This is a genomic window from Aeribacillus pallidus, assembly GCF_050478865.1.
In the GTDB taxonomy this organism is placed as follows: Bacteria; Bacillota; Bacilli; order Bacillales; family JACDOC01; genus JACDOC01.
The window spans coordinates 56908-76334 of sequence record NZ_JBCNBW010000064.1 but is presented as its reverse complement, the minus strand read 5'-3'; the positions used below and the strand labels follow the sequence as shown (position 1 = coordinate 76334).

20 protein-coding genes are annotated in these 19427 nt (G+C 37.8%); 5 read left to right on the top strand and 15 right to left on the bottom strand.

Going from position 1 to position 19427, the window contains the following annotated elements:
• Positions 1-79: 79 nt before the first annotated feature.
• Positions 80-1492: an ATP-binding protein gene (locus ABES52_RS14085; protein ID WP_429651817.1), complete on the bottom strand. Its 1413-nt coding sequence runs from the start codon at positions 1490-1492 to the stop codon at positions 80-82.
• Entirely contained in the window at positions 1482-2183 is a 702-nt protein-coding gene (locus tag ABES52_RS14080; protein ID WP_429651816.1) for a winged helix-turn-helix domain-containing protein, read from the bottom strand. Before ABES52_RS14080 ends, ABES52_RS14085 begins: the two co-directional genes overlap by 11 nt.
• Positions 2184-2515: 332 nt before the next feature.
• Between ABES52_RS14080 and ABES52_RS14075 the strand changes: the two genes are divergently transcribed.
• Positions 2516-3475, top strand: coding sequence for a bile acid:sodium symporter family protein (locus tag ABES52_RS14075; RefSeq protein WP_429651815.1), 960 nt, complete (start codon positions 2516-2518; stop codon positions 3473-3475).
• A 50-nt stretch (positions 3476-3525) separates the two neighbouring features.
• Here ABES52_RS14075 and ABES52_RS14070 read toward each other — a convergent pair whose 3' ends face one another.
• Complete coding sequence (locus ABES52_RS14070) at positions 3526-4380, bottom strand: MBL fold metallo-hydrolase (RefSeq protein WP_429651814.1); 855 nt, start codon at positions 4378-4380, stop codon at positions 3526-3528.
• Between the two features lie 496 nt (positions 4381-4876).
• Between ABES52_RS14070 and ABES52_RS14065 the strand changes: the two genes are divergently transcribed.
• A complete protein-coding gene (locus ABES52_RS14065; protein WP_429651813.1) occupies positions 4877-5977 on the top strand; it encodes a DUF2515 family protein in 1101 nt (366 codons plus the stop codon).
• A gap of 269 nt (positions 5978-6246) precedes the next feature.
• Here the strand turns inward: ABES52_RS14065 and ABES52_RS14060 are convergent, their stop codons facing one another.
• The 3 genes from ABES52_RS14060 to ABES52_RS14050 all read right to left on the bottom strand — a co-directional run bounded on the left by ABES52_RS14060 (position 6247) and on the right by ABES52_RS14050 (position 9541).
• On the bottom strand, positions 6247-8379 hold the full coding sequence (locus ABES52_RS14060) for an alpha-amylase family glycosyl hydrolase (RefSeq protein WP_429651812.1): 2133 nt from the start codon (positions 8377-8379) through the stop codon (positions 6247-6249).
• A gap of 261 nt (positions 8380-8640) precedes the next feature.
• Positions 8641-9177 (bottom strand): P-loop NTPase family protein, encoded by a 537-nt coding sequence (locus tag ABES52_RS14055; protein ID WP_429651811.1) that lies wholly within the window; start codon positions 9175-9177, stop codon positions 8641-8643.
• A 220-nt stretch (positions 9178-9397) separates the two neighbouring features.
• A complete protein-coding gene (locus tag ABES52_RS14050; RefSeq protein ID WP_429651810.1) occupies positions 9398-9541 on the bottom strand; it encodes a hypothetical protein in 144 nt (47 codons plus the stop codon).
• 74 nt (positions 9542-9615) lie between these two features.
• Between ABES52_RS14050 and ABES52_RS14045 the strand changes: the two genes are divergently transcribed.
• Positions 9616-9750 (top strand): hypothetical protein, encoded by a 135-nt coding sequence (locus ABES52_RS14045; RefSeq protein ID WP_429651852.1) that lies wholly within the window; start codon positions 9616-9618, stop codon positions 9748-9750.
• A gap of 52 nt (positions 9751-9802) precedes the next feature.
• On the opposite strand, the gene ABES52_RS14040 is transcribed toward ABES52_RS14045, so the two are convergent.
• On the bottom strand, positions 9803-11083 hold the full coding sequence (locus ABES52_RS14040) for an AAA family ATPase (RefSeq protein ID WP_429651809.1): 1281 nt from the start codon (positions 11081-11083) through the stop codon (positions 9803-9805).
• A 246-nt stretch (positions 11084-11329) separates the two neighbouring features.
• Between ABES52_RS14040 and ABES52_RS14035 the strand changes: the two genes are divergently transcribed.
• The gene (locus ABES52_RS14035; RefSeq protein ID WP_429651849.1) at positions 11330-12073 is read left to right on the top strand and encodes an amidohydrolase family protein; all 744 of its coding nucleotides are present in this window, start codon (positions 11330-11332) and stop codon (positions 12071-12073) included.
• Here ABES52_RS14035 and ABES52_RS14030 read toward each other — a convergent pair.
• Together ABES52_RS14030 and ABES52_RS14025 are read right to left on the bottom strand one after the other, a co-directional pair.
• Positions 12070-12591, bottom strand: coding sequence for a DUF1572 family protein (locus tag ABES52_RS14030; RefSeq protein ID WP_429651808.1), 522 nt, complete (start codon positions 12589-12591; stop codon positions 12070-12072). The genes ABES52_RS14035 and ABES52_RS14030 overlap by 4 nt on opposite strands.
• A 115-nt stretch (positions 12592-12706) precedes the next feature.
• Positions 12707-13267, bottom strand: coding sequence for a histidine phosphatase family protein (locus ABES52_RS14025; protein ID WP_429651807.1), 561 nt, complete (start codon positions 13265-13267; stop codon positions 12707-12709).
• A gap of 339 nt (positions 13268-13606) precedes the next feature.
• On the opposite strand from ABES52_RS14025, the gene ABES52_RS14020 reads away from it, so the two are divergent.
• Complete coding sequence (locus ABES52_RS14020) at positions 13607-13879, top strand: hypothetical protein (protein WP_429651806.1); 273 nt, start codon at positions 13607-13609, stop codon at positions 13877-13879.
• 308 nt (positions 13880-14187) lie between these two features.
• Here ABES52_RS14020 and arsC read toward each other — a convergent pair whose 3' ends face one another.
• From arsC to ABES52_RS13990, 6 genes are all read right to left on the bottom strand, one after another.
• Positions 14188-14607: an arsenate reductase (thioredoxin) gene (gene arsC / locus ABES52_RS14015; protein ID WP_429651805.1), complete on the bottom strand. Its 420-nt coding sequence runs from the start codon at positions 14605-14607 to the stop codon at positions 14188-14190.
• A gap of 15 nt (positions 14608-14622) precedes the next feature.
• Complete coding sequence (locus ABES52_RS14010; RefSeq protein ID WP_429651804.1) at positions 14623-15261, bottom strand: MIP/aquaporin family protein; 639 nt, start codon at positions 15259-15261, stop codon at positions 14623-14625.
• A gap of 23 nt (positions 15262-15284) precedes the next feature.
• Entirely contained in the window at positions 15285-15632 is a 348-nt protein-coding gene (locus ABES52_RS14005) for an ArsR/SmtB family transcription factor (RefSeq protein ID WP_429651803.1), read from the bottom strand.
• A gap of 467 nt (positions 15633-16099) precedes the next feature.
• Entirely contained in the window at positions 16100-16654 is a 555-nt protein-coding gene (locus ABES52_RS14000) for a VanZ family protein (protein WP_429651802.1), read from the bottom strand.
• 214 nt (positions 16655-16868) lie between these two features.
• Entirely contained in the window at positions 16869-18287 is a 1419-nt protein-coding gene (locus ABES52_RS13995; RefSeq protein ID WP_429651801.1) for a SpoVR family protein, read from the bottom strand.
• A 159-nt stretch (positions 18288-18446) separates the two neighbouring features.
• Positions 18447-19064, bottom strand: coding sequence for an NUDIX hydrolase (locus ABES52_RS13990; protein WP_429651800.1), 618 nt, complete (start codon positions 19062-19064; stop codon positions 18447-18449).
• Positions 19065-19427 lie beyond the last annotated feature (363 nt).

The window sequence follows — 19427 nt, the reverse complement described above, 5'->3', positions numbered from 1 at the left end:
ATGTCAATGAATAATTCTACAAAATAAGACAAATTTTGACAAAACTAGACATAAAGAAAACCATAGGCTGAAACCCCACCTATGGCTTTCTCGGAAAACGGATACGAAATAATGTCCCTTTCCCTTTTTCGCTTTCTACTTCAATTTCTCCCTCATGTAGTTTCACGAGCTGCTTGACAATCGACAGACCTAATCCAAACTCTCCGAATTGATGATTGGTCCGCGATAAATCCGCTTTGTAAAATCGCTCCCAAATTTGCTCCACTTCTTGCGGATCCATGCCGATACCCGTATCCTCGATTTCGATGATCGTATGATGATTTTGTTTTATCCCACGTAGAATGATGTGCCCGTTTTCGGTAAACTGAATGCTGTTTTTTGTGATATTCATAATAATTTGCACAATACGATCGTAGTCCGCAAACACATGCACATCTGGTTGAACTTCAATAGTGATCGTATTTCCTTTTTCCTCGGCAAATAAAACCAGTTGTTCTTTAATAATTTCAAAAACATCGATGAGTGGAATCTCTGTTTTATATAATTGAATTTGATTTGAACGAATTTTTTCATAATCTAAGTTTTCATTAACCAGTCGGATGAGGCGACTTGTTTCTTTGTTCATCAGTTGAATACAACGTTCTTGCTCTTCAGGTGGAATCATTCCCGATTGGAGTCCCTCAATAAGGCCGCGAATGGTCGTTAACGGCGTTTTTAATTCGTGCGAAACATCAGCCATAAATTGACGCCGTCTTTTTTCGAGCCTTTCAATTTCCTGTTGTGATGCCTCTAGCTGTTTGACCATTTCATTAAAAGCGGTCGCTAATTCGCCTAATTCATCAGTTGAATTCAACTCTAGCTGAACCGAGTAGTCTCCTTGTGCCACTTTTTCCGTCGCCTTTTTGATTCGAGCGATACGAAAAACATGCCATTTGGAAAGAAGCCAACTTAAAATAAACGTCACGGCAAGGGAAATGACAATGATGAAAAACAACTTTTTATTGATTTGAGAAATCATTTGCTCTGCACCGCTAATCGGTGATGTTAATAAAACGCCACCGGCTAATTGACCGTTAATCATATACGGTAACACAACGAGGGAAACGACTTGATCAAAACGAGTTAAATCACGGGTTACAATGATGGTTTCCCCTCGTTGTAACTTTTGCCATTCATCCGGCTGTAATTTCACTTCATCGGGTAATTCGCTTCTCGATGAAACGACTTCGCCTTGACGATTAAACAGAACAAAATGAATACGTTGCGCACTTAACAATTCTTTGTAATGAGCAAGCATCAGCGATTTTTCCACAAACCGTCTTTCAGAAATATCTTGTAAAATGGACTCCCCATAGGTGATTAGCTCCACCACTTTTCGTTCATACACATATTTTTCAATATAGTTAATAAATAGACCACTCACAATAACGAGTCCAATAAATAAAATGACGATGTGCGAGGCTAATAGCTGATATAAATACTTAATTTTCATCGAGTTCCACCGTTTCGTCAAATTTATACCCTACACCCCATACCGTATGAATAAAAGGTTGATTCCCTCGAGCAATTTTTTTACGCAAACGTTTCACATGGACATCCACGGTTCGCTCGTCCCCGTAAAATTGATAGCCCCACACGCGCTCTAAAATTTGCTCCCGTGAAAATACTTGACGTGGGTGTTGTAAGAAAAAGTACAATAGATCAAATTCTTTTGGTGTTAGCTGCTTTAACGGTTCATTATTTAAAAAGACTTCTCGAGTTTCTTTTGATGCTCTAAAATGCTTCGTTTCTATGTAATGTTGTTCCGATTGTTGTTCATTACCACGATTCGTCCGTCGCGAAACAGCTTTAATGCGCGCCATTAATGTTAGCGGACTAAACGGTTTAGTGACATAATCATCGGCTCCCATCTCTAAACCTAGCACTTGGTCGGCATCACTGTCTTTCGCTGTTAGCATGATAATCGGCACGTCGCTCTGTTCACGAACTTTCCGACAGATTGTTACACCATCCATCTCCGGAAGCATCCAATCAATGATTAATAAATCAAAGGAACCGTTTAGAAATGTTTCATAACCTTCTTTCCCGTTATGGACAAACGTCCCTTGATAGCCTTCTTTTAGAAAAAACATTTCCAGCATCGAACAAACGCTAGGATTGTCTTCAATGACTAAAATATTCACATTTGTCCCCCCACAACAACCTTCTTACTTTCAACGTTAATTGCTTTACTTCGAATTTGCAATGATTTTCTCGTTCGTTCATTTTATTTCATCGTTTCGTCATCGTTTCTTCATATTTCCCTTCAATCTTATTTACTAGATTTTAAGAATACATATGCATCTCTACTTTTTTGTCGTACGAAAAATCACTAAAAGATAGCAAAAAAAGACTGCTTATTCTGTTACAAAAAAGCAGTTTTTTTTTAAGAAGGATTTTATTTACACAGAATATATTGAATATTTTAATATTTTTGTATATTATATCCATAAGTTTCAGAAGGAGGTTAACGCATATGGTGAAAAAATGGAGTCAATGGATTGGACAAACATTTGCCCTTTGGGTCCTTTTATTTTCCGTCATCGCCTTTCTGTTTCCAAAAGGGTTCACTTGGATTGCCCCGTACATTGTCCCGATGCTTGGGGTCATCATGTTTGGCATGGGACTGACGTTAAAATGGGATGATTTTAAAGAGGTATTTACCCGTCCGAAAGAAGTGTTCATTGGGGTTGGGGCCCAATTTTTGATTATGCCATTATTGGCAGTTGGCTTAGTCACCATATTTCCAGTGTCACCTGAAGTGGCACTAGGAGTAATTTTAGTTGGATGTTGTCCTGGGGGTACGGCTTCCAATGTTATAACGTATTTAGCTAAAGGAGATACGGCTTTATCCGTGACTATTACGTCGGTTTCTACTCTTTTGGCCCCATTCGTTACACCGTTTCTCATATGGCTGTTTGCGGAAGAATGGTTAACGATTTCAGCCACTTCCCTCGTGTGGTCGATTATGAAGATGGTCATTTTACCAATTGCACTAGGACTGATTGTCCGTTCATTATTTCCGAAACATGTCGAAGCAAGCATCGATGTGTTACCGATGATTTCAGTTATATCAATCGTCGCGATTATCGGGGCGATTATCGCGGTAAATAAGGAGGCACTAGCTTCGAGCGGTGTCCTAATTTTTACGATTGTCATGTTACATAACGTGCTCGGCTTACTCATTGGCTGGTTGCTCGCCAAATGGTTGAAATTAAGCCTCCCAAAACAAGCAGCCATTTCCATTGAAGTCGGCATGCAAAATTCTGGTTTAGGTGCTGCCTTAGCTGCTGCTCATTTCGCACCAATGGCCGCCGTTCCAAGTGCGATTTTTAGCGTCTGGCATAACATCTCCGGTCCGCTTTTTGCGACGATGTTCAGAAAGCAAATGGCGGCTACAACAGTAAAAGAAGATATCCATACAGTAGTGAACTAATAAAGAAAGGCTGGCTTCACTTTTTTTTGTGGAGTCAGCCTTTAACTAAATTACACTTCGACCATCATCGTGTCGTAGGCGATTTCAACGGCTAAATCATCTTTTTGTAACCGTTTGGCTACTGTCTGTAATTCATCGTGGCTAAGTCCGTTCATTTCTTCATGATGCGTTAATACCACTTTCTTTGGACGAAGTTGTTCAATGATTGCTACTGTTTCTTCAAACGTACATTCCATATTTAAAACAGGATGGTCTTCTGGAATCAATCGCTCATTTGTCAGCGGATGCACGTCAAAAAGACCGATTGGTAAAACAGCTACATCCACTTCTTGCAACTCGTTTGGCGGCATCCATCCGTTTAGCTCGTCCATTGCAATGAGCACTCGTTTGTCTCCCTCCGTCAATTCAAAGGCATACACATAATCTTCTGCTAAACGAAACGGACGAATATGAACTCCGTTTTTATAGATCTTTTCGCCATCTTTCAGTTCATATAATTGAATAAAGCGTTGCTGCTTGAAATATTGCAGATGATCCCATGTGCCCAGCCACGTTCGAAAATCGGCAGCGACTTTTTCAGGAACGTACACATCTGTTTGTGACGGCTTCGGCGGCCACCCACACCAATCCGCGTTTAGCGATTCCAGTACCCGCCGTCCCATTACATGATCCGGATGCCAGTGGGAATAAATCACTCCCTCAATCGTTGAAATGCTCGATCGCTCTATTTGATAAACGATTTCTTCCGGTGTGTCAAACAACATATTCGGTCCATGTACAAACAAACTCGGTCCCATTCGACTATATGGAACCCCTTTTTCCCTTGATTCCTTGCACACTCGACATTGACATAACGGCCGTGGAATCGTTGTCGCTCCACCTGTACCAAGAAATTCGATTTTCATTATGAGTCCCCCACTTTTTAGTTTTTCTATCATATTACAAAATGGATGATTGGAAATAAATAACGAAATTGGTGCATTTCCGTATTTGCCATGACTATATGTAATGATATGGTAAAAATATCATTCATTTATTGAGGTGGTTTTCTTGAAAAAAATTTATACCTTCTTTTTTAGCGGCCACGTCCTAACAGGAGCAAACTTGTTTTTGGAGATTTCCTTGGAGAATATTATGTAAACGGTTACAATCTGATATAGTCTCTTAAAATATTAGTCAAAAATGATGAATTTCCTTTATGTTTTTTATACTTTTACTACACATTATCTCATTGATTATTTTCCTTAAACGATCATTCCGCTTATAAACCTAGGTCATTATCAACAAACATTGCATCCTTCTACAGAATTTTTCATGTATGAACGATCGAATTAATACGATATATTACGCCACCTTTTTAAAACTATTAAACTTATTTGTAACAAATAAAGGGGTGATACTTTGAAGAAATGGAAAACCGAATTAAAAAGGCGGCTTCAACATCCAACTCCCCTTCGCCCACTTCAATCATGGGAAGAACAGATTGTCCAGACCATCAAAGAAGAAACAGCACGAAACAATGTCAATAACGTCAAACGTACAGCAGCCTACTTGTCATTTTACTTACGTTTTCCTGAAATTCATTGGGCATTCCTTGCACATATGGTCTCTCGAAATGGCGGTTGGAACATGACGGATTTAAAAGGTGGCTTACTAAAAAGCTTATTAGACAACGATGAAAAAGAATCCATTTTTGCTTTTCTTGAACGAGGAAACTGGCTGATTTTTCAGGATGCCTTTCCCCAGTTAATGCTTTATGAATGTAGCGTAAAATACAACCAAAACTTATTTGATTTACTTCCGTATTTTGGGGTATCACGGTTCATGGAAGCCATGTGGTCCTTTTTTTGGGAAGAAAGGGACCAAGAGACTTTGGCCATTGCAACCATCATTAATGAACAGAACTACATCGAGTCAAGAGTCATTCAACACAAAACATACAAGAATTCGGTATTGAATACATGGGGATTTCAGCTATACGATGTACTTCCTTTTAATCATATTCTCCTTCCATTTGTAGAAACCAATCAAAACGTGCGCCCTCATCTTGCTGGGGCCACCGTACAGCACTTCGCTTCCTTATCCCGTCGAATTGAATTTGGAAAATCCTTATATCATCTTCTATTTCACAAGCCAAGTCTTCGGCAAAAAGTACTGAACTGGGCTGCCTCCCATCCGCACACCGGTTCCCGTGCTGATTATTGGAACGATATATTTCATCCCATAAAAATGACCATTGTAAAAGACCGTTATCAAAAACGAATCGACCACTGTCGATTAAAAAAAGAGGCTCTCCCCATTCATAGTCCAACCTTACAAGCAGCATGGAAAAACGTCGACCATGAACAACCAGATTCGAATGATTGGTTTCAAGATTTGTCCGTTCTCCGGTTTTTTAAAAAAGGAAAACCACTAGACGGCGACATCCTCGATGATTATTGCCGCACGATTGATCTATTAGAACTTGCTGTAATAGCTCGACAAATATTGTCGATGGTTTAGAACTCATCCTGCTTGCCAAGTAAAATACCTAGCCGCAAATAAATACCTATTTCAACTAATAAACTCTCTGGGCAAGTAAAATTCTTATACTGGCAAGTAATTTATTCATTCCAGCAAGTTCTCATTTGGCAAGTAATCATTTTTAATAGAAAAACTTTCATATTTAATCCAGAAATCCTTGCCTTTTTTGATAAAATCAAAATCTTTACGTTATCATTTCTTGGGAACAATAAAAAAGGAAAACACCAAAAAGCGTTTTCCCACCTTTTTTATCTCCATTGCACGCTAACTTCTCCAGTTGTACCAACTGGTGTCGTATACGTATGGTTCGAACCACTTTCCCAAATGACGTTTCCGCTTGCATCCTTTTTAATAAATTTAAATTCAAGCGAAGTTCCTTCTGGAACGCTAACATCGATATACCAGGAAGGATACGAATAAATCACTTGGTTAAATAACGGACCAATGGCTTTATTTGGGTCCCAATTTCCTAGTTCATGTACATTACCGACTAAATACACATTCTCTCCCCAATTGGTATACGCATTGTGAACAACAAATCGAACAGACACTTGATCGTTCGTTAATACTTCAAATTTGTCGTACGAATTACTTGATGTACCGCTTGCATTTTTTACTGTTATATCGTAAATACCAGGTGTAACTATTGGAACCTTTGCAATAATTTGATGATCTGTCCATGAAACAATTGTAGCCGAAGCGGAACCGAATAACACTTCACCTGGTGATACACCAAACCCTTCACCATCAATGGTTACACTATGTCCGACCTGTCCCATCATCGGGCCCACATGCCCAATATGAGGTAAAGTCTCCTTTTTAGAATAAGACCATACTCCGACTTCTCCGGCACTTAACGTAAAAGGTGATACGGATTTATCACTGTTTACCGTTATGGCGTTTCCGTTTAATAATCCGGCTAACTCATCCCTATACGTTCCAGATGGTAAATCCGTAAATAATCCGGTAATATGATAGGATTCATTGGAACTACGATTAATGGCTACGAGGACTACGTCGTTACCAAATTGACGTTCATAAATATAGACATCATGATTCATCCATCTTTGTTGTGTATCTCCATATGCTAAAGCTGGATTGGACGTTCGTAATTGAGCTAGACGCTGAATAATTTGGTATGCTCTCGTGTTTTTATGAAATGACGTCATCATTTTTCGGTTATTCGGGTCACCGTTTCCCGTTAGATATTGTTCCGTTCCGTAATAAATCGTTGGGATCCCTCGGGATGTTAAAAGGACGGCCAATGCCATATCGACGGTCCGCGAATCACCGCCTTCGATCATAAAACGGTCCATGTCGTGGTTATCGATAAAGGTGACTTGATCAATCACTTCATCATATGCATTCGCAGTATCTTGAATCATTTGATCAAATCCATACCAACTATCTGTATTGTCTCGTAACACTTGACGTAATTTTTGTCCAAAACGAAAGTCTAATAAACTCATCCCAGATTCATTGGCAAACATATGAATTGCTGGATCAACTTCATTTTCTGATAAAAACCATTCTCCAAATGTAAAGACGGGTCGATGATCATAAATTTTATCCATGAATGACTTTTGCCATCCAAATGGCATATGTTTCACCGCGTCCATCCGAATGCCGTCGATTCCTAAATCAAGCCACATTTTGATTGCATCTTTAAAATATTGATCAATAACTGGTTGTTGATGATTAAAATCGGCTAAGTCAAATAAGTTTCGAAAAATACTATCCTCCCCTGTCGAAAAGTCAGTGCCTCCGTTATGATGGAAATATCCTGAAGTATCGTGTGTATAGCCTCCTATCAGTACACCGTTATCATATAAACGACCATTTTCCATATACGAAGGGTCATCCTCGGAAGCAGGCGATGTATGATTGGGTGCAAAATCAATGATTACTTTTATACCATGGGCATGAGCTGTTGAAATTAATTCACGGAACTTCGCTACATCCCCAAAGAATGGATTCGTCTTTTTAAAATCACGTGCCCAATAGCCATGATAAGAGGTGGTACCTGCAGCATCATTCATGATAGAGTAAACATTTTCAACCGGCTGGGAAATCCAGATTGCAGTGATTCCCATGTCCGTTAAATATCCGTCCTTAAGTTTGTCAATAATCCCTTGCCAATCTCCACCACAATATTTTCGTAAATTAGTACAATTTTTGCTATATAAGCTTTCAGTTGGATTATTACTTGTATTCCCATCGTAAAAACGGTCCACCACAATTTGATAAATGACATCGGATGTAAAATTCACATCATTTTCTGTACTAGCAATATTAACGACTTGTTTGTCTTGATTAAGGCCTATCCTTAACAGCCCAAAAATCAATAGCCACACACTCCTTAATTTCAATGATTTTTTCATAAAAACCTCCCTTATGACGAAAAAACCCCGCCTCTCTATATGAGAAAACGGGGATGTCCTTTCATCATAATAAAAACAAGCATAGCTCACATAATTTGTTAATAAAATTTTAATATTCAGAAAAATAATCGTCAATATTAAGAATTGTCGATTTTATAAGTAATAAGGACTATTTTTTCATATATTCATTCCTTCGAATTCTACAATTTTTCACACTGAATAGTTGTACACTCTATGTGGAAACGATTTCGGCATATGTTCTTAATTGGGAATTCGACTTTCTTTTATCTTCTTTAGATATGTCTCTATGTCCTTTTTACTTTTCAACACCACAATTGTTTTCTGTGTTCCAGTAAGCTGCATTTCCCGTAGACGTTCCGGCATCGCTTTTTTGCGCCGACGATGAGTGGTTAGGATATAGTGAAAAAATTCCCATTTAAATCGTTCAGGGCATCCTTCTCCTAAGTCATTGCGGTTTTTTCCAAGATTAGAATACGTTCGTTTGAAAACTCGAAACAGGCATCGTATTAATGAAAGCTCTAAATAAATAATCGTATCTGCATGAGGAACCCGAACATCATATGTATTGGTATAATTTCCTTCAATGATCCACTTTTCTTGTTTGACGATTTCTAGTTGAGCTGCTCGAAATTCTTCTAATGGAGACTCAACCCATCCCGGCTTCCAGTAGTATTTGTCTAAATGATAGACCGGTATGTTAAGCGCTTCCCCTAAACGCCTGGCAAACGTCGTCTTCCCTACGCCTGGCGATACCCCAACGACCATGATTTTTTTCATATTTTTCCCCCCATTGTGATTTTTCATTCCTCCGGAGATCCGTCTTCGTTCCATCTCTCAATGTTAATGTTGTTCGGAATGTACCTCAAAAAAGAATCTACAGTTGAAAATCTCGGTTCATTTGCTGATTTTACTTTTTTCATGTCACTCAAAATGGTCACTCCGTATGTTGTTATTAAAAACTGGACAATCTTTTCAATTACATTTTTGACGAAACGTTTCATGTGGAATTAAAAATCGATGGCACTTGTAAAGGAATAGTCCGTCCGAAATAATCAAAAATCCCCTCATCTTCTGATGTTGGAATCATGTCTTTTTTCATTGGCTGAACTTGAATAGTGAGTAATTTTTCTAAATGGCTCATTTTTGACCTCCAAAGTGTGAATAGTCCACATCTAAACCGGACAAGATAGATGAAAAACGAAAAGAGGGATGGTTGTGGAAAAAGATAGATTTCCTGTGGCGAAATTAAATGAGAAAACGGTAAACGAATTAAAAAATGTAGAAGAAAAATTTAGACAAGAAACGGGAGAGGAAATTGTTTTAATCGCCTACCAAAAAAGAAGATCCTAATATTTTTGTAACATCCCCTAGCAATGAACCTCTAGGGGATGTTTGACCATTTTTAGTCACCAAATCCAATGGAAGAATGAACCGGATTTTCAAGCCACTCTTGTCGCCACGTCCGTCTATTGTTTGTTTGCAGATCTTTAATAATAGAGTGCAAATCAACCTGCTTATCGTAATGCCATTGTAAGGCTACCATCGTATATAATTCGTTTAATTGAGCAATCGAGAGCCCCTCTGTTTGCTTGATTAAATAATTAAACTCGGCTTCAGAAATAAACTCTGTAATTTTCTTTTTGCGTAAATAAAGGCTACGCGTTTCTTGATTCGGCAGTTTGATTTCGTAGGCTCGGTCAAATCGCCCTGCTCGATTGATTAAAGCCGGGTCAATTTTTTCAGGATAATTCGTTGTACCGATTAAGAAAATTCCTTCTTTCGTCGAAGCACCATCCAACGTATTTAAGAAAACCGAACGTGATTCTTCTGGCATGGAGTCAATGTCTTCAATCACGAGAATGACAGGCGCTAATTTTGATACAGTCGAAAACACTTCTTTAATAGTATAACTGTATGTGAATTCCGTAATTTGCCAATACACAACCGGTGCAGGGGTACTACCTGCAATTGATTTTACAAGGGTAGTTTTTCCGTTTCCTGGTGCCCCGTATAAAAGAATCCCCCGTTTATAAGGTAAATTATACTTTTTGAAAAATTCTCCTTCATTAAGGAAAAATTCATCAATAGAACGGAAAATTTCTTTTTTAATAGGTTCCTCTAGTAAAACATCCTCCCGTTTGATTTGATACGTAAATTCTTCTTTACTACGTTGAATACCATCATCCGTAGCAACGATGACATTAATATACCCTTTCATACTTTCTCGTTGCTTTTCATACAAATAGTCAAGAAAAGAAATAATGGCTTTCCCCTCTTTTGCAAAAAGGAACGTCTCTTCATAATCTTCATGGCTTTGGTAAATAGGGAGCTTCGCGACGGCAACTCCAAACTTAGGAAAATAGTAAAGTGCATTATTTAGCAATGGTTCTTCAATAAACTTTTTATCGCCATGGAGCGTACTGTACTTTATTCTACCTTTTTCCAAACTATCAAAAATATAACCGATCAACGTGGCTTCATTTGCATCATTCAATATCGTTTCCTGAATCATTTCTAATAATTCATCCATATTTTCACTATAAGAAAATAAGGAAAACTGTTCCCCTGTATGTGTAAAAAGGGCTTCTTTTAGTTTGTTCATCACAATGGCCACATCGTAATAATGTGGCATTTCTTCTCTAGTAATCTGATCAATTTGAATTAGCGTTGGAATGTGTTTCAATGTTGTTCCCTTCCTTTTGTATGAAGCTTTTACCTATACAGTTGAGAAAATGTCAGTATTTAGATATTACCTCATTAGTAGGGGAAATTAAATACGATATACAGAAAAATACAAGGGAAATTTTATCTATAGCGGTACTTTTTCATTAATAAGATGTAGTTATTGTTTGTTATAACGATTCACTTATTTTTCTTGCCCAACTGATTCTGTAAAATTATAGCAATAAGGTTTAAGGGGGAGAGAACCATTCAGATTTTTGATGCTCATTTCCACATTATTGATTCGAGGTTTCCGTTAATAGTGAATCAAGGTTTTATGCCTGATGATTTTACCTGTGAAGACTATTTAGATCGAGTGAAAGATTTTAATGTAATTGGTGGGGCTATCGTATCCGGTTCGTTTCAAGGATTTGATCAATCTTATTTAATCAATGCACTTCAAACACTCGGGGAACATTTTGTCGGTGTCACCCAACTGCCTGACGATACATCGGATGAAGAAATAATGAGACTTCATCAACTCGGTGTAAGAGCGATCCGTTTTAATGTCAAACGTGGCGTATTAAAAGATCTTTCCCGTTTAGACTACATGGCCAGAAGAGTGTATGAACTGGTCGGCTGGCATTCCGAGTTATACATTGATTCTGCATCATTAGTACATTTCACAAAGATAGTTGAAAACCTTCCGGCTGTTTCCATTGATCATCTTGGGTTAACGAAAGAAGGATTTTACACTTTGTTAGCTCTAGTTGAAAAAGGGGTCAGAGTAAAAGCCACGGGTTTTGGTCGAGTGGAGTTAAACGTAGAAGAAGCCCTTCGTAAAATATTCTCTGTTAATCCTGATGCCCTTATGTTTGGGACAGATTTACCTTCAACAAGGGCGAAAAGACCATTTCAAACATCAGATATGGAACTTATATATGATGTTCTTGGGGACGAAGGGGCTAAGAAGGTTTTCTATAAAAATGCAATAAATTGGTATAAGATTTAAGAGGTGGACTTTTTGTTTCGAGGAATGGTTAAACATCTCCATTGATCAGATTTTAGCAGTTTGGCGATATAAACGATTTGCCCAATATGGTAGGAATAGTGATACATTTGCCTTTCAATGGCTTCAATTACCGTATGAGGTTCTTTTCGAATGTAAATGACATGAAGGAGATGTTCTTCTGTAAGCGAATCAATTGCCTTAAAGAATACATCCCAACCTTTATTCCAAACTTCGTATAGCTCTTTTCGACTCGAAATCGTATGTTCAAATTCGCCATCCCGATCTCTATATGGCTTTTCACCATCTGAATGTAAAATGTCCGTCCACCGAGATATCATATTCCCGCTCATATGCTTAACAATGACTGCAATGCTGTTGGAGTTTTCATTTGGATACCAAAACAAATCTTGATCATCAAGTTGTTCGAATGTCTTTTCTGCCGTATCTTTCATACTTATAAACCGTGACTTTATTACTTTTAAATATTCTGTCGATACCGCTTTCTCATTACTTGACATCACATCTTCCCCTTTTTATATAAATTTTAATCCATATCATCTTATTCCATCCATTTTTTATTAAATCAACAAAATTTTTCTTTTCATTTGATTATACTTTAATGTACTAATTACCCTATTTTTCCCCCCATATTCTTTGAACATCTATCAGCTTCTTTTGCTCAAAAGTTAATTTATAGATGTCTGGCATATCAAGTTTTTTCCAAAAATGAAAATCATATTGGTGATCGAAATGATTCATGATTAAAACCATGATGTTGCCATGAGTACCTATGACAATGTTTTTCCCTTCATACTTTTCCAATATCCGAAAGGTCGTTTTAACCCCTCTTTCTTGAGCGAGGATATTAGATTCTCCTCCTTCCCAAGAAAAATGTACATCCTCCCATACCTTCGTAATAGCTTGATTAAAGTCTTCAACAGGTTTCTCAGCCAATGTTCGTTCTTTAAAACCATCCTCTATTACAACCTCTTTACCTAAAAATTTAGCTATTCCCTCCACTGTCTGAATGGCTCTTTTATACGGACTTGAAATGACCATATCAATTTCTTCTTTTTTTAGTAATTCAGTAACTTTTTCCGCGTCAACCAACCCTCGTTCGGATAAGGGTCTTCCAACTTCATCAGGTGTATATGTAGAATGGGCATGCCGAACAAAATACATGTTAGTTCGCAAAAGTATTCACTCCCACAAATATTTTCCAATTCAATATTTTATCAGCTTTTCAAACAATTTTAATATTTTTTTCTGAATTATCTTAATCTATTTTAGAAATTTAGAACTATTGTTAAACAGTTGGATGTGCCAAATTCTGATAAGGAGAGATAAAAAATGGCTACATTAAAGCAATCGGAAATTTTGGTTTTCCTATCGTACTCTTGCTGTTCCCGCTGGAGTCTCCGCCGTGTGAATAACTTGCTAAAAATCAACAATGACATATAACATAGCCTTATGTTAAAATTATACAAAAAGTTCTCTTTATCCTAATTTTCGAAGAAAAAGGTGAAAGTGGAAATGAAGAAAATAATTCTTCCTGTATTATTATTGGTCAATCTTGTCTTTATAGTAGGTTACCTAATAGATACTGGATTTCCCTTTGGTACTTTACAGCTAGTATGGCCAATTTGTTTCGTTGCTGGTATCATTCTATCAATTACGTTTATGTATCGTTATAAAAGTGAATCCAATGCAAACGTATTTTTATCGCTTGCAGTCCTATTAAGTAGTTTTAGTTCTTTAGGTGTCTGGGGTTTTTATTATTATTTAGCTCATATAATGGGGGGATAAGCACACAAAAAGAGTAGAAGGCGAAGTAACTTCACTCCTTTTCAAAAAACTTTTAGCCAAATACTAACTAGCTTTCCTTCAGATCACTATAATCCAACAGTCATAAATAAAACCAACATGCCGGCTTAGCTCAATTGATAGAGTACGACCAAATAATCTTCGGAGTGATGCTTCAGCTTACCGCTCCAGCTGCAACTTAAATGAACTTACTAAGAGAAGCTTTCCTATGTTCCAAACTACGATGATTGTTTTTTTACAACCGAAAAGGGCGAACTCTCCAATACGGGGAGTTCGCCCTCCTTTTTTCATTATTCACCAGTTTCTGCAAAACGTTTAATTCGCTCACCAATTTCATCGCGGACACGTTGGAAGACAGCCCATTTTTCTTCTTCTGTTCCTTCTGCTTTTGCTGGGTCATCGAAGCCCCAATGTACTCTTTTTACATGAGGAGGTGTCACTGGGCAGTTGTCTGCTGCATGGCCACAAAGAGTAACAACTAAATCAGCATGATTTAGAATTTCAGGGTCAATTACATCGGATGTTTGATTTGAAATATCGATTCCCACTTCTTGCATCGCTTTTACTGCGTTCGGATTTAAGCCATGCGCTTCAATACCTGCACTATATACATTCCACTCGTCACCTAAATATTTTTTCGCCCATCCTTCGGCCATTTGACTGCGGCAAGAGTTACCTGTGCATAAGAAATAGATTGTTTTTTTCGCCATAATGAAATCCCTCTCTTAATCGTGTAAAGTTTTATATAAGATTGTCGCAATGACGGCTCCTAATGTCGTTGCGACAAGATAAACCCATAAATGTTCCAATGTACCGGATACCACTGCTGGACCGAGCGATCTAGCAGGATTCATCGAAGCACCCGAAATCGGGCCACCAAACATCGCCTCTAACCCGACCGTTGCCCCAATCGCAATTCCAGCAAAGGACTTCACCGCTTTCCCATGCACCGCCGATCCAAAAATAACAAGCATTAAGAAAAAGGTAAGAATGAATTCTAACACAAACGATTGAGACCATGTCTCTCTTGGTAAAGTGGCCCCAAGAGACGCCACGTTTCCAAACAAATAGCACAAAGTGGCACTGGCGGCGATAGCTGCAAGAAATTGACTAATGATATAATAAATCCCGTCCTTTATGCTGATATCTCCATTGATGTAAAATCCTATGGTCACCGCAGGATTAAAATGAGCTCCCGAAATATGCCCAAACGTATAAATTAACGCCATCACCACAAGCCCAAACGTAATCGCAATTCCCACATGCGTTAAGCTGTTCGTTAATTCATTAATAACAACAGCCCCCGTCCCTGCAAAAACGAGGAAGTACGTGCCTAAAAACTCACTGATTAACTTCTTTTTCATTTTTGGCTCCCCCTGATGTTTGGCTACTCACAGCAAGAAATACGTAACCCCTTCTCTTCCAACTCTTTTAACTTATCGTCTTGTTCTGGAAGATGCTGTAGAATGTGTTGAATCAATGGATACATATCATGATCTTTAATTAGTGAGTAAAAAACCCACTGTCCTCTTCTCGTTTCTTTCACAATACCAGCATCTTTTAATTTGCGAATATGTTGACTAATAGCTGGCTGACTAATTTCAAAAATCTCCACAAACTCACAGACACAACAATCATTTTTTTCTAACAGTTTCACCATTGTTAGGCGGGTTTTATCACCTAATAATTTTAGGATCGTCGCGACTTTTTCGATTTTTAATGTGGAATGTTGCATACGAGCACCTCCAGTATATCCATGTATTAATATATAATGATTTACTTATATAAGGCAATAAGTTTTTTACTTATACAAAAATACGTTGTTAAAAAATAATAGGGGGTTGAACCAGAGGAACTTTTAACACAAGAACTAAAAGTAGGTAAGGCCCCACCTGAAAAGTGTTGAGGACTTTTTATTTGGGTTCTACCTTAAAATAACTGTGGATAACTTTGACTGTTATTTCATTCATCGATGTTCCAATGGCAATTGGCATGAATGTCTGTTAAACGATCTGTTGATATTTATACATTTCGCTACAGGCTGACGTTTTCCGCGGGCAAGGTGCAAGCCGTTTCCCTCGCTACGCTCAAGTAAGGGTCTTGCGGCTTCTTGATCCCGCTGGAGTCGCCGCCTTTCGCTTCATGTGAATACCTTGCTAAAAATCAACAATGAAAGATAACATAGCTTTTATTTTAAAAAACTCAATTTTTACTTATTTCTTTTAGCTGCATCGCCTCAAGATTTTTGGAAAAAAACTGCACAAACAATTTATATAGTAAAAAACCCAATCCTGTCCCTAACGTATTTAACATCAAGTCATCCACATCAAACGACCTCATCGGAATAAATAATTGACAGCATTCAACAACAAAAGAAGTAATCAATCCAAGGAGTGTCACTTTCCAAAAGGTTCGAATTTGAAAGCGAAAAGGGAGAGAGAATCCTAATGGAATAAACAGTAGAATGTTTCCACCAATATTTCTAATCGGAACCATATAATAAAAATGATGTAGTGAACCATAGATACTTGCAAATGGTATGAGATTGATAGGTGAAGGTAAATGGCTATCAAAGTATGTATAAAAAGGAAATGGAAAAACCGTAACACTATAAATTCCAACGACTGAAAAAGCAAACAAAGCTTTTATTAGTTCTCTTTTAAATGAAAATTTCATTTTTAAAATAATATTGATAGCTCTGTAAATGCCCCAAACAATCCCAAATATTATTAAAGGAAATTTATAATCTATCATCATTTTTTAAGACTCCTTCAAATCCAATTTTGCGAGCACGTTTATTTTACCATAAAAACCCAATATAGAAATTACTTTCTATGTATCTTTAAAACAAGAGGCGTTACAAATCCTCTTGTCGTAATATGAGCCAACGCTAACTCCTTATGTGCCAATTCCGATATTCTAGACCAATAAAAAAACCGCTGACCCTTCAGCGGCTTTTCTCTTTTCTGACTTATAAATATTTTCGCTGTACGCTTCGACCGTCGTACGTAAAGAGAATATTGCGGTTTTCAACGACGGTTTCGAGGTGGACGTTACGTCCCCAGAGCTGGTAAATGTACGGTAACACTTTTTCTAAATATTTGAGATCAAGTTCGATGCCTTCGTACCAATGTTTTAAGTACAGCTCGCCGTTGCGCATGTAGTCGCCGTCGTTGACGGTAATGTACGGAAAGCCCCCGTTGACGCGCATGTTGACGAGTTGGTCACGAACGTTTTCCCATTCCTTGTCGATGATTCGGTAGTCTTTCCCTTGTTTTTGAAATAAGTACATATCTTCCCTCATAACGAGTTCTTTCGTTAAGTAGTTCCGTAAGAACGAGATATCCGATTCGATTTCGCGTACTTCAAAAATTTTCTCCCGACCCGAATTAGGCTGCACGCCGCGTTTTTTCATCTCTTCGGTTGGGTTGTTATAGCGCTCTTCAATGTCTTCGAAGATTTTTAATCCGAGGTAGTATGGATTGATGCTGGTCCGTGACGGCTGCACGACTCCGGCATTTAACTTCGCAAACTCAATCGCTTCATCGCTTGTTAAATCCATTTCACGCAAGATGCGCTGGTGCCAATACGAAGCCCAGCCTTCATTCATGATCTTCGTTTCGAGTTGTGGCCAGAAATACAACATTTCTTCACGAATCATTGTCATAATGTCCCGCTGCCAGTCGCTTAATTCACGACTATATTGTTCAATAAACAAGACAACATCTTTTTCTGGTTGTGGCGGAATCTTCTTTTTCTTCTTTCTCGGTTCAGGTTTTTGTTTTTTCTCTTTTTCATCCAGGGTCCATAAATCATCATATGGAGTAGATTGCTGCGTTGGTTCGTCTTCATACTCTTCATCCGTAAGATCCCAAGCAAGTTTTGGACGCATTAACGATGGATCGATATGCTCCTCAATCGCTAACACCGCATCGATAAACTTTTCGACTTCTTTTTTACCGTATTGGATTTCATACTTGCGAATGCGTTCTGCAGTAGCCGCCATACTTTCGACCATGTCTCGCTTGGTATTTTGGAAGCGAACGTTGTTTTTAAAGAAATCACAGTGGGCTAAAACGTGGGCGACAATGAGCTTATTTTGAATAAGCGAATTTGAATCTAATAAGAAGGCATAGCACGGATCGGAGTTAATCACGAGTTCGTAAATTTTACTTAACCCTAAGTCGTAATGAAGTTTCATCTTATAAAATTGCTTTCCAAAACTCCAGTGGGAAAAACGCGTTGGCATTCCGTAAGCCCCGAACGTGTAGATAATATCAGCTGGACAAATTTCGTAGCGCATCGGATAAAAATCTAGACCAAAGCCTTTTGCGATTTCCGTAATTTCCGAAATCGCTCGTTCCAGGGCTTTTCGATCTTCTTCTCTCATGACCTCTCCCCCTTTTTTGTCTTACCACAATGTATGACAAAAAAGAGGAATTGATGAAATGAGAATAGTAAGTGAGTTACATTATGGTTTTATTTTTTGGTCCAATCCACGTCCGTCCTAACATTTCTCAATAAACACTGGATAGGTGTCCAATCAATGTTAATCGAAGATTGCTTCCTTATTAGGATTTCGTAGGAATTCAAAAAGCATTTTAATTTGAGACTCTGTATTTCTACCCAAAGAAAGTGATGGCAATTGATTTTCACTATAAAAACTGATCCCTTTTGTTTCCAATCCGCTTCTTGCCTGTCCACCGATTATCTCACATTGAATAAACAATTTATAATAGTGATAAGGTTGAGGGGGGTGAGGATGTTTATTCATGTCAAATAAAGCAAGTAATTTTTTAGGAGCTACATCGTATCCAGACTCTTCTTTTATTTCTTTAATTATATTTTCAGCTGGCGATAATCCTATGTCGCAAAAACCTCCTGGTAAAGACCATCGATTATCAATTTTTTCTTTTACCATTAAGATTTTGTTATCCTTAAATACGACTCCGCGAACATCTATTTTAGGTGTTGGATAACCTGATTCATTAGTGAATAAATCCTTAATTTTTTGCATTTCTAATCCCGTGTACTCTTGCATCATTTCTTCACTTATCTTTCGTAATTCTTGAAATCGTTCGATGTCGAACACGTCTTTTGAAAAAGCTAAGCCTGCTTGAGATAATGCTTGAATCCTTTTTGCCCATTCCAACCATTTATAACTCATAAGAAACACCTTTATTTAAAAAATGAAAAAGCTCAGATACACGATTAAAATTAGGTTCAATTGCATTTGTTTGTTTTCCTGCATCACAATCAAAAACGAAAGCTTTTATTAAAATCACTTCCTTTATTTTTAAATTTTTTTATCATTCTCCCAAATGTATGAAGAAAGAGGACAACTGATTTCTTTTGTATCCTTATTACCAAATGCTATTCGTGTCAAAAGCTTTTTCCAAATGACCTAAAACATCATCTAATCAAATAATCACGAATCCAAAATTCAAATAGCTCTTTATTCGATTTTCCATTCTATTCTTTTAGGTTTCGATTGGCGACGCTTGGTTACAAAAGTAGGCATAATCACTTA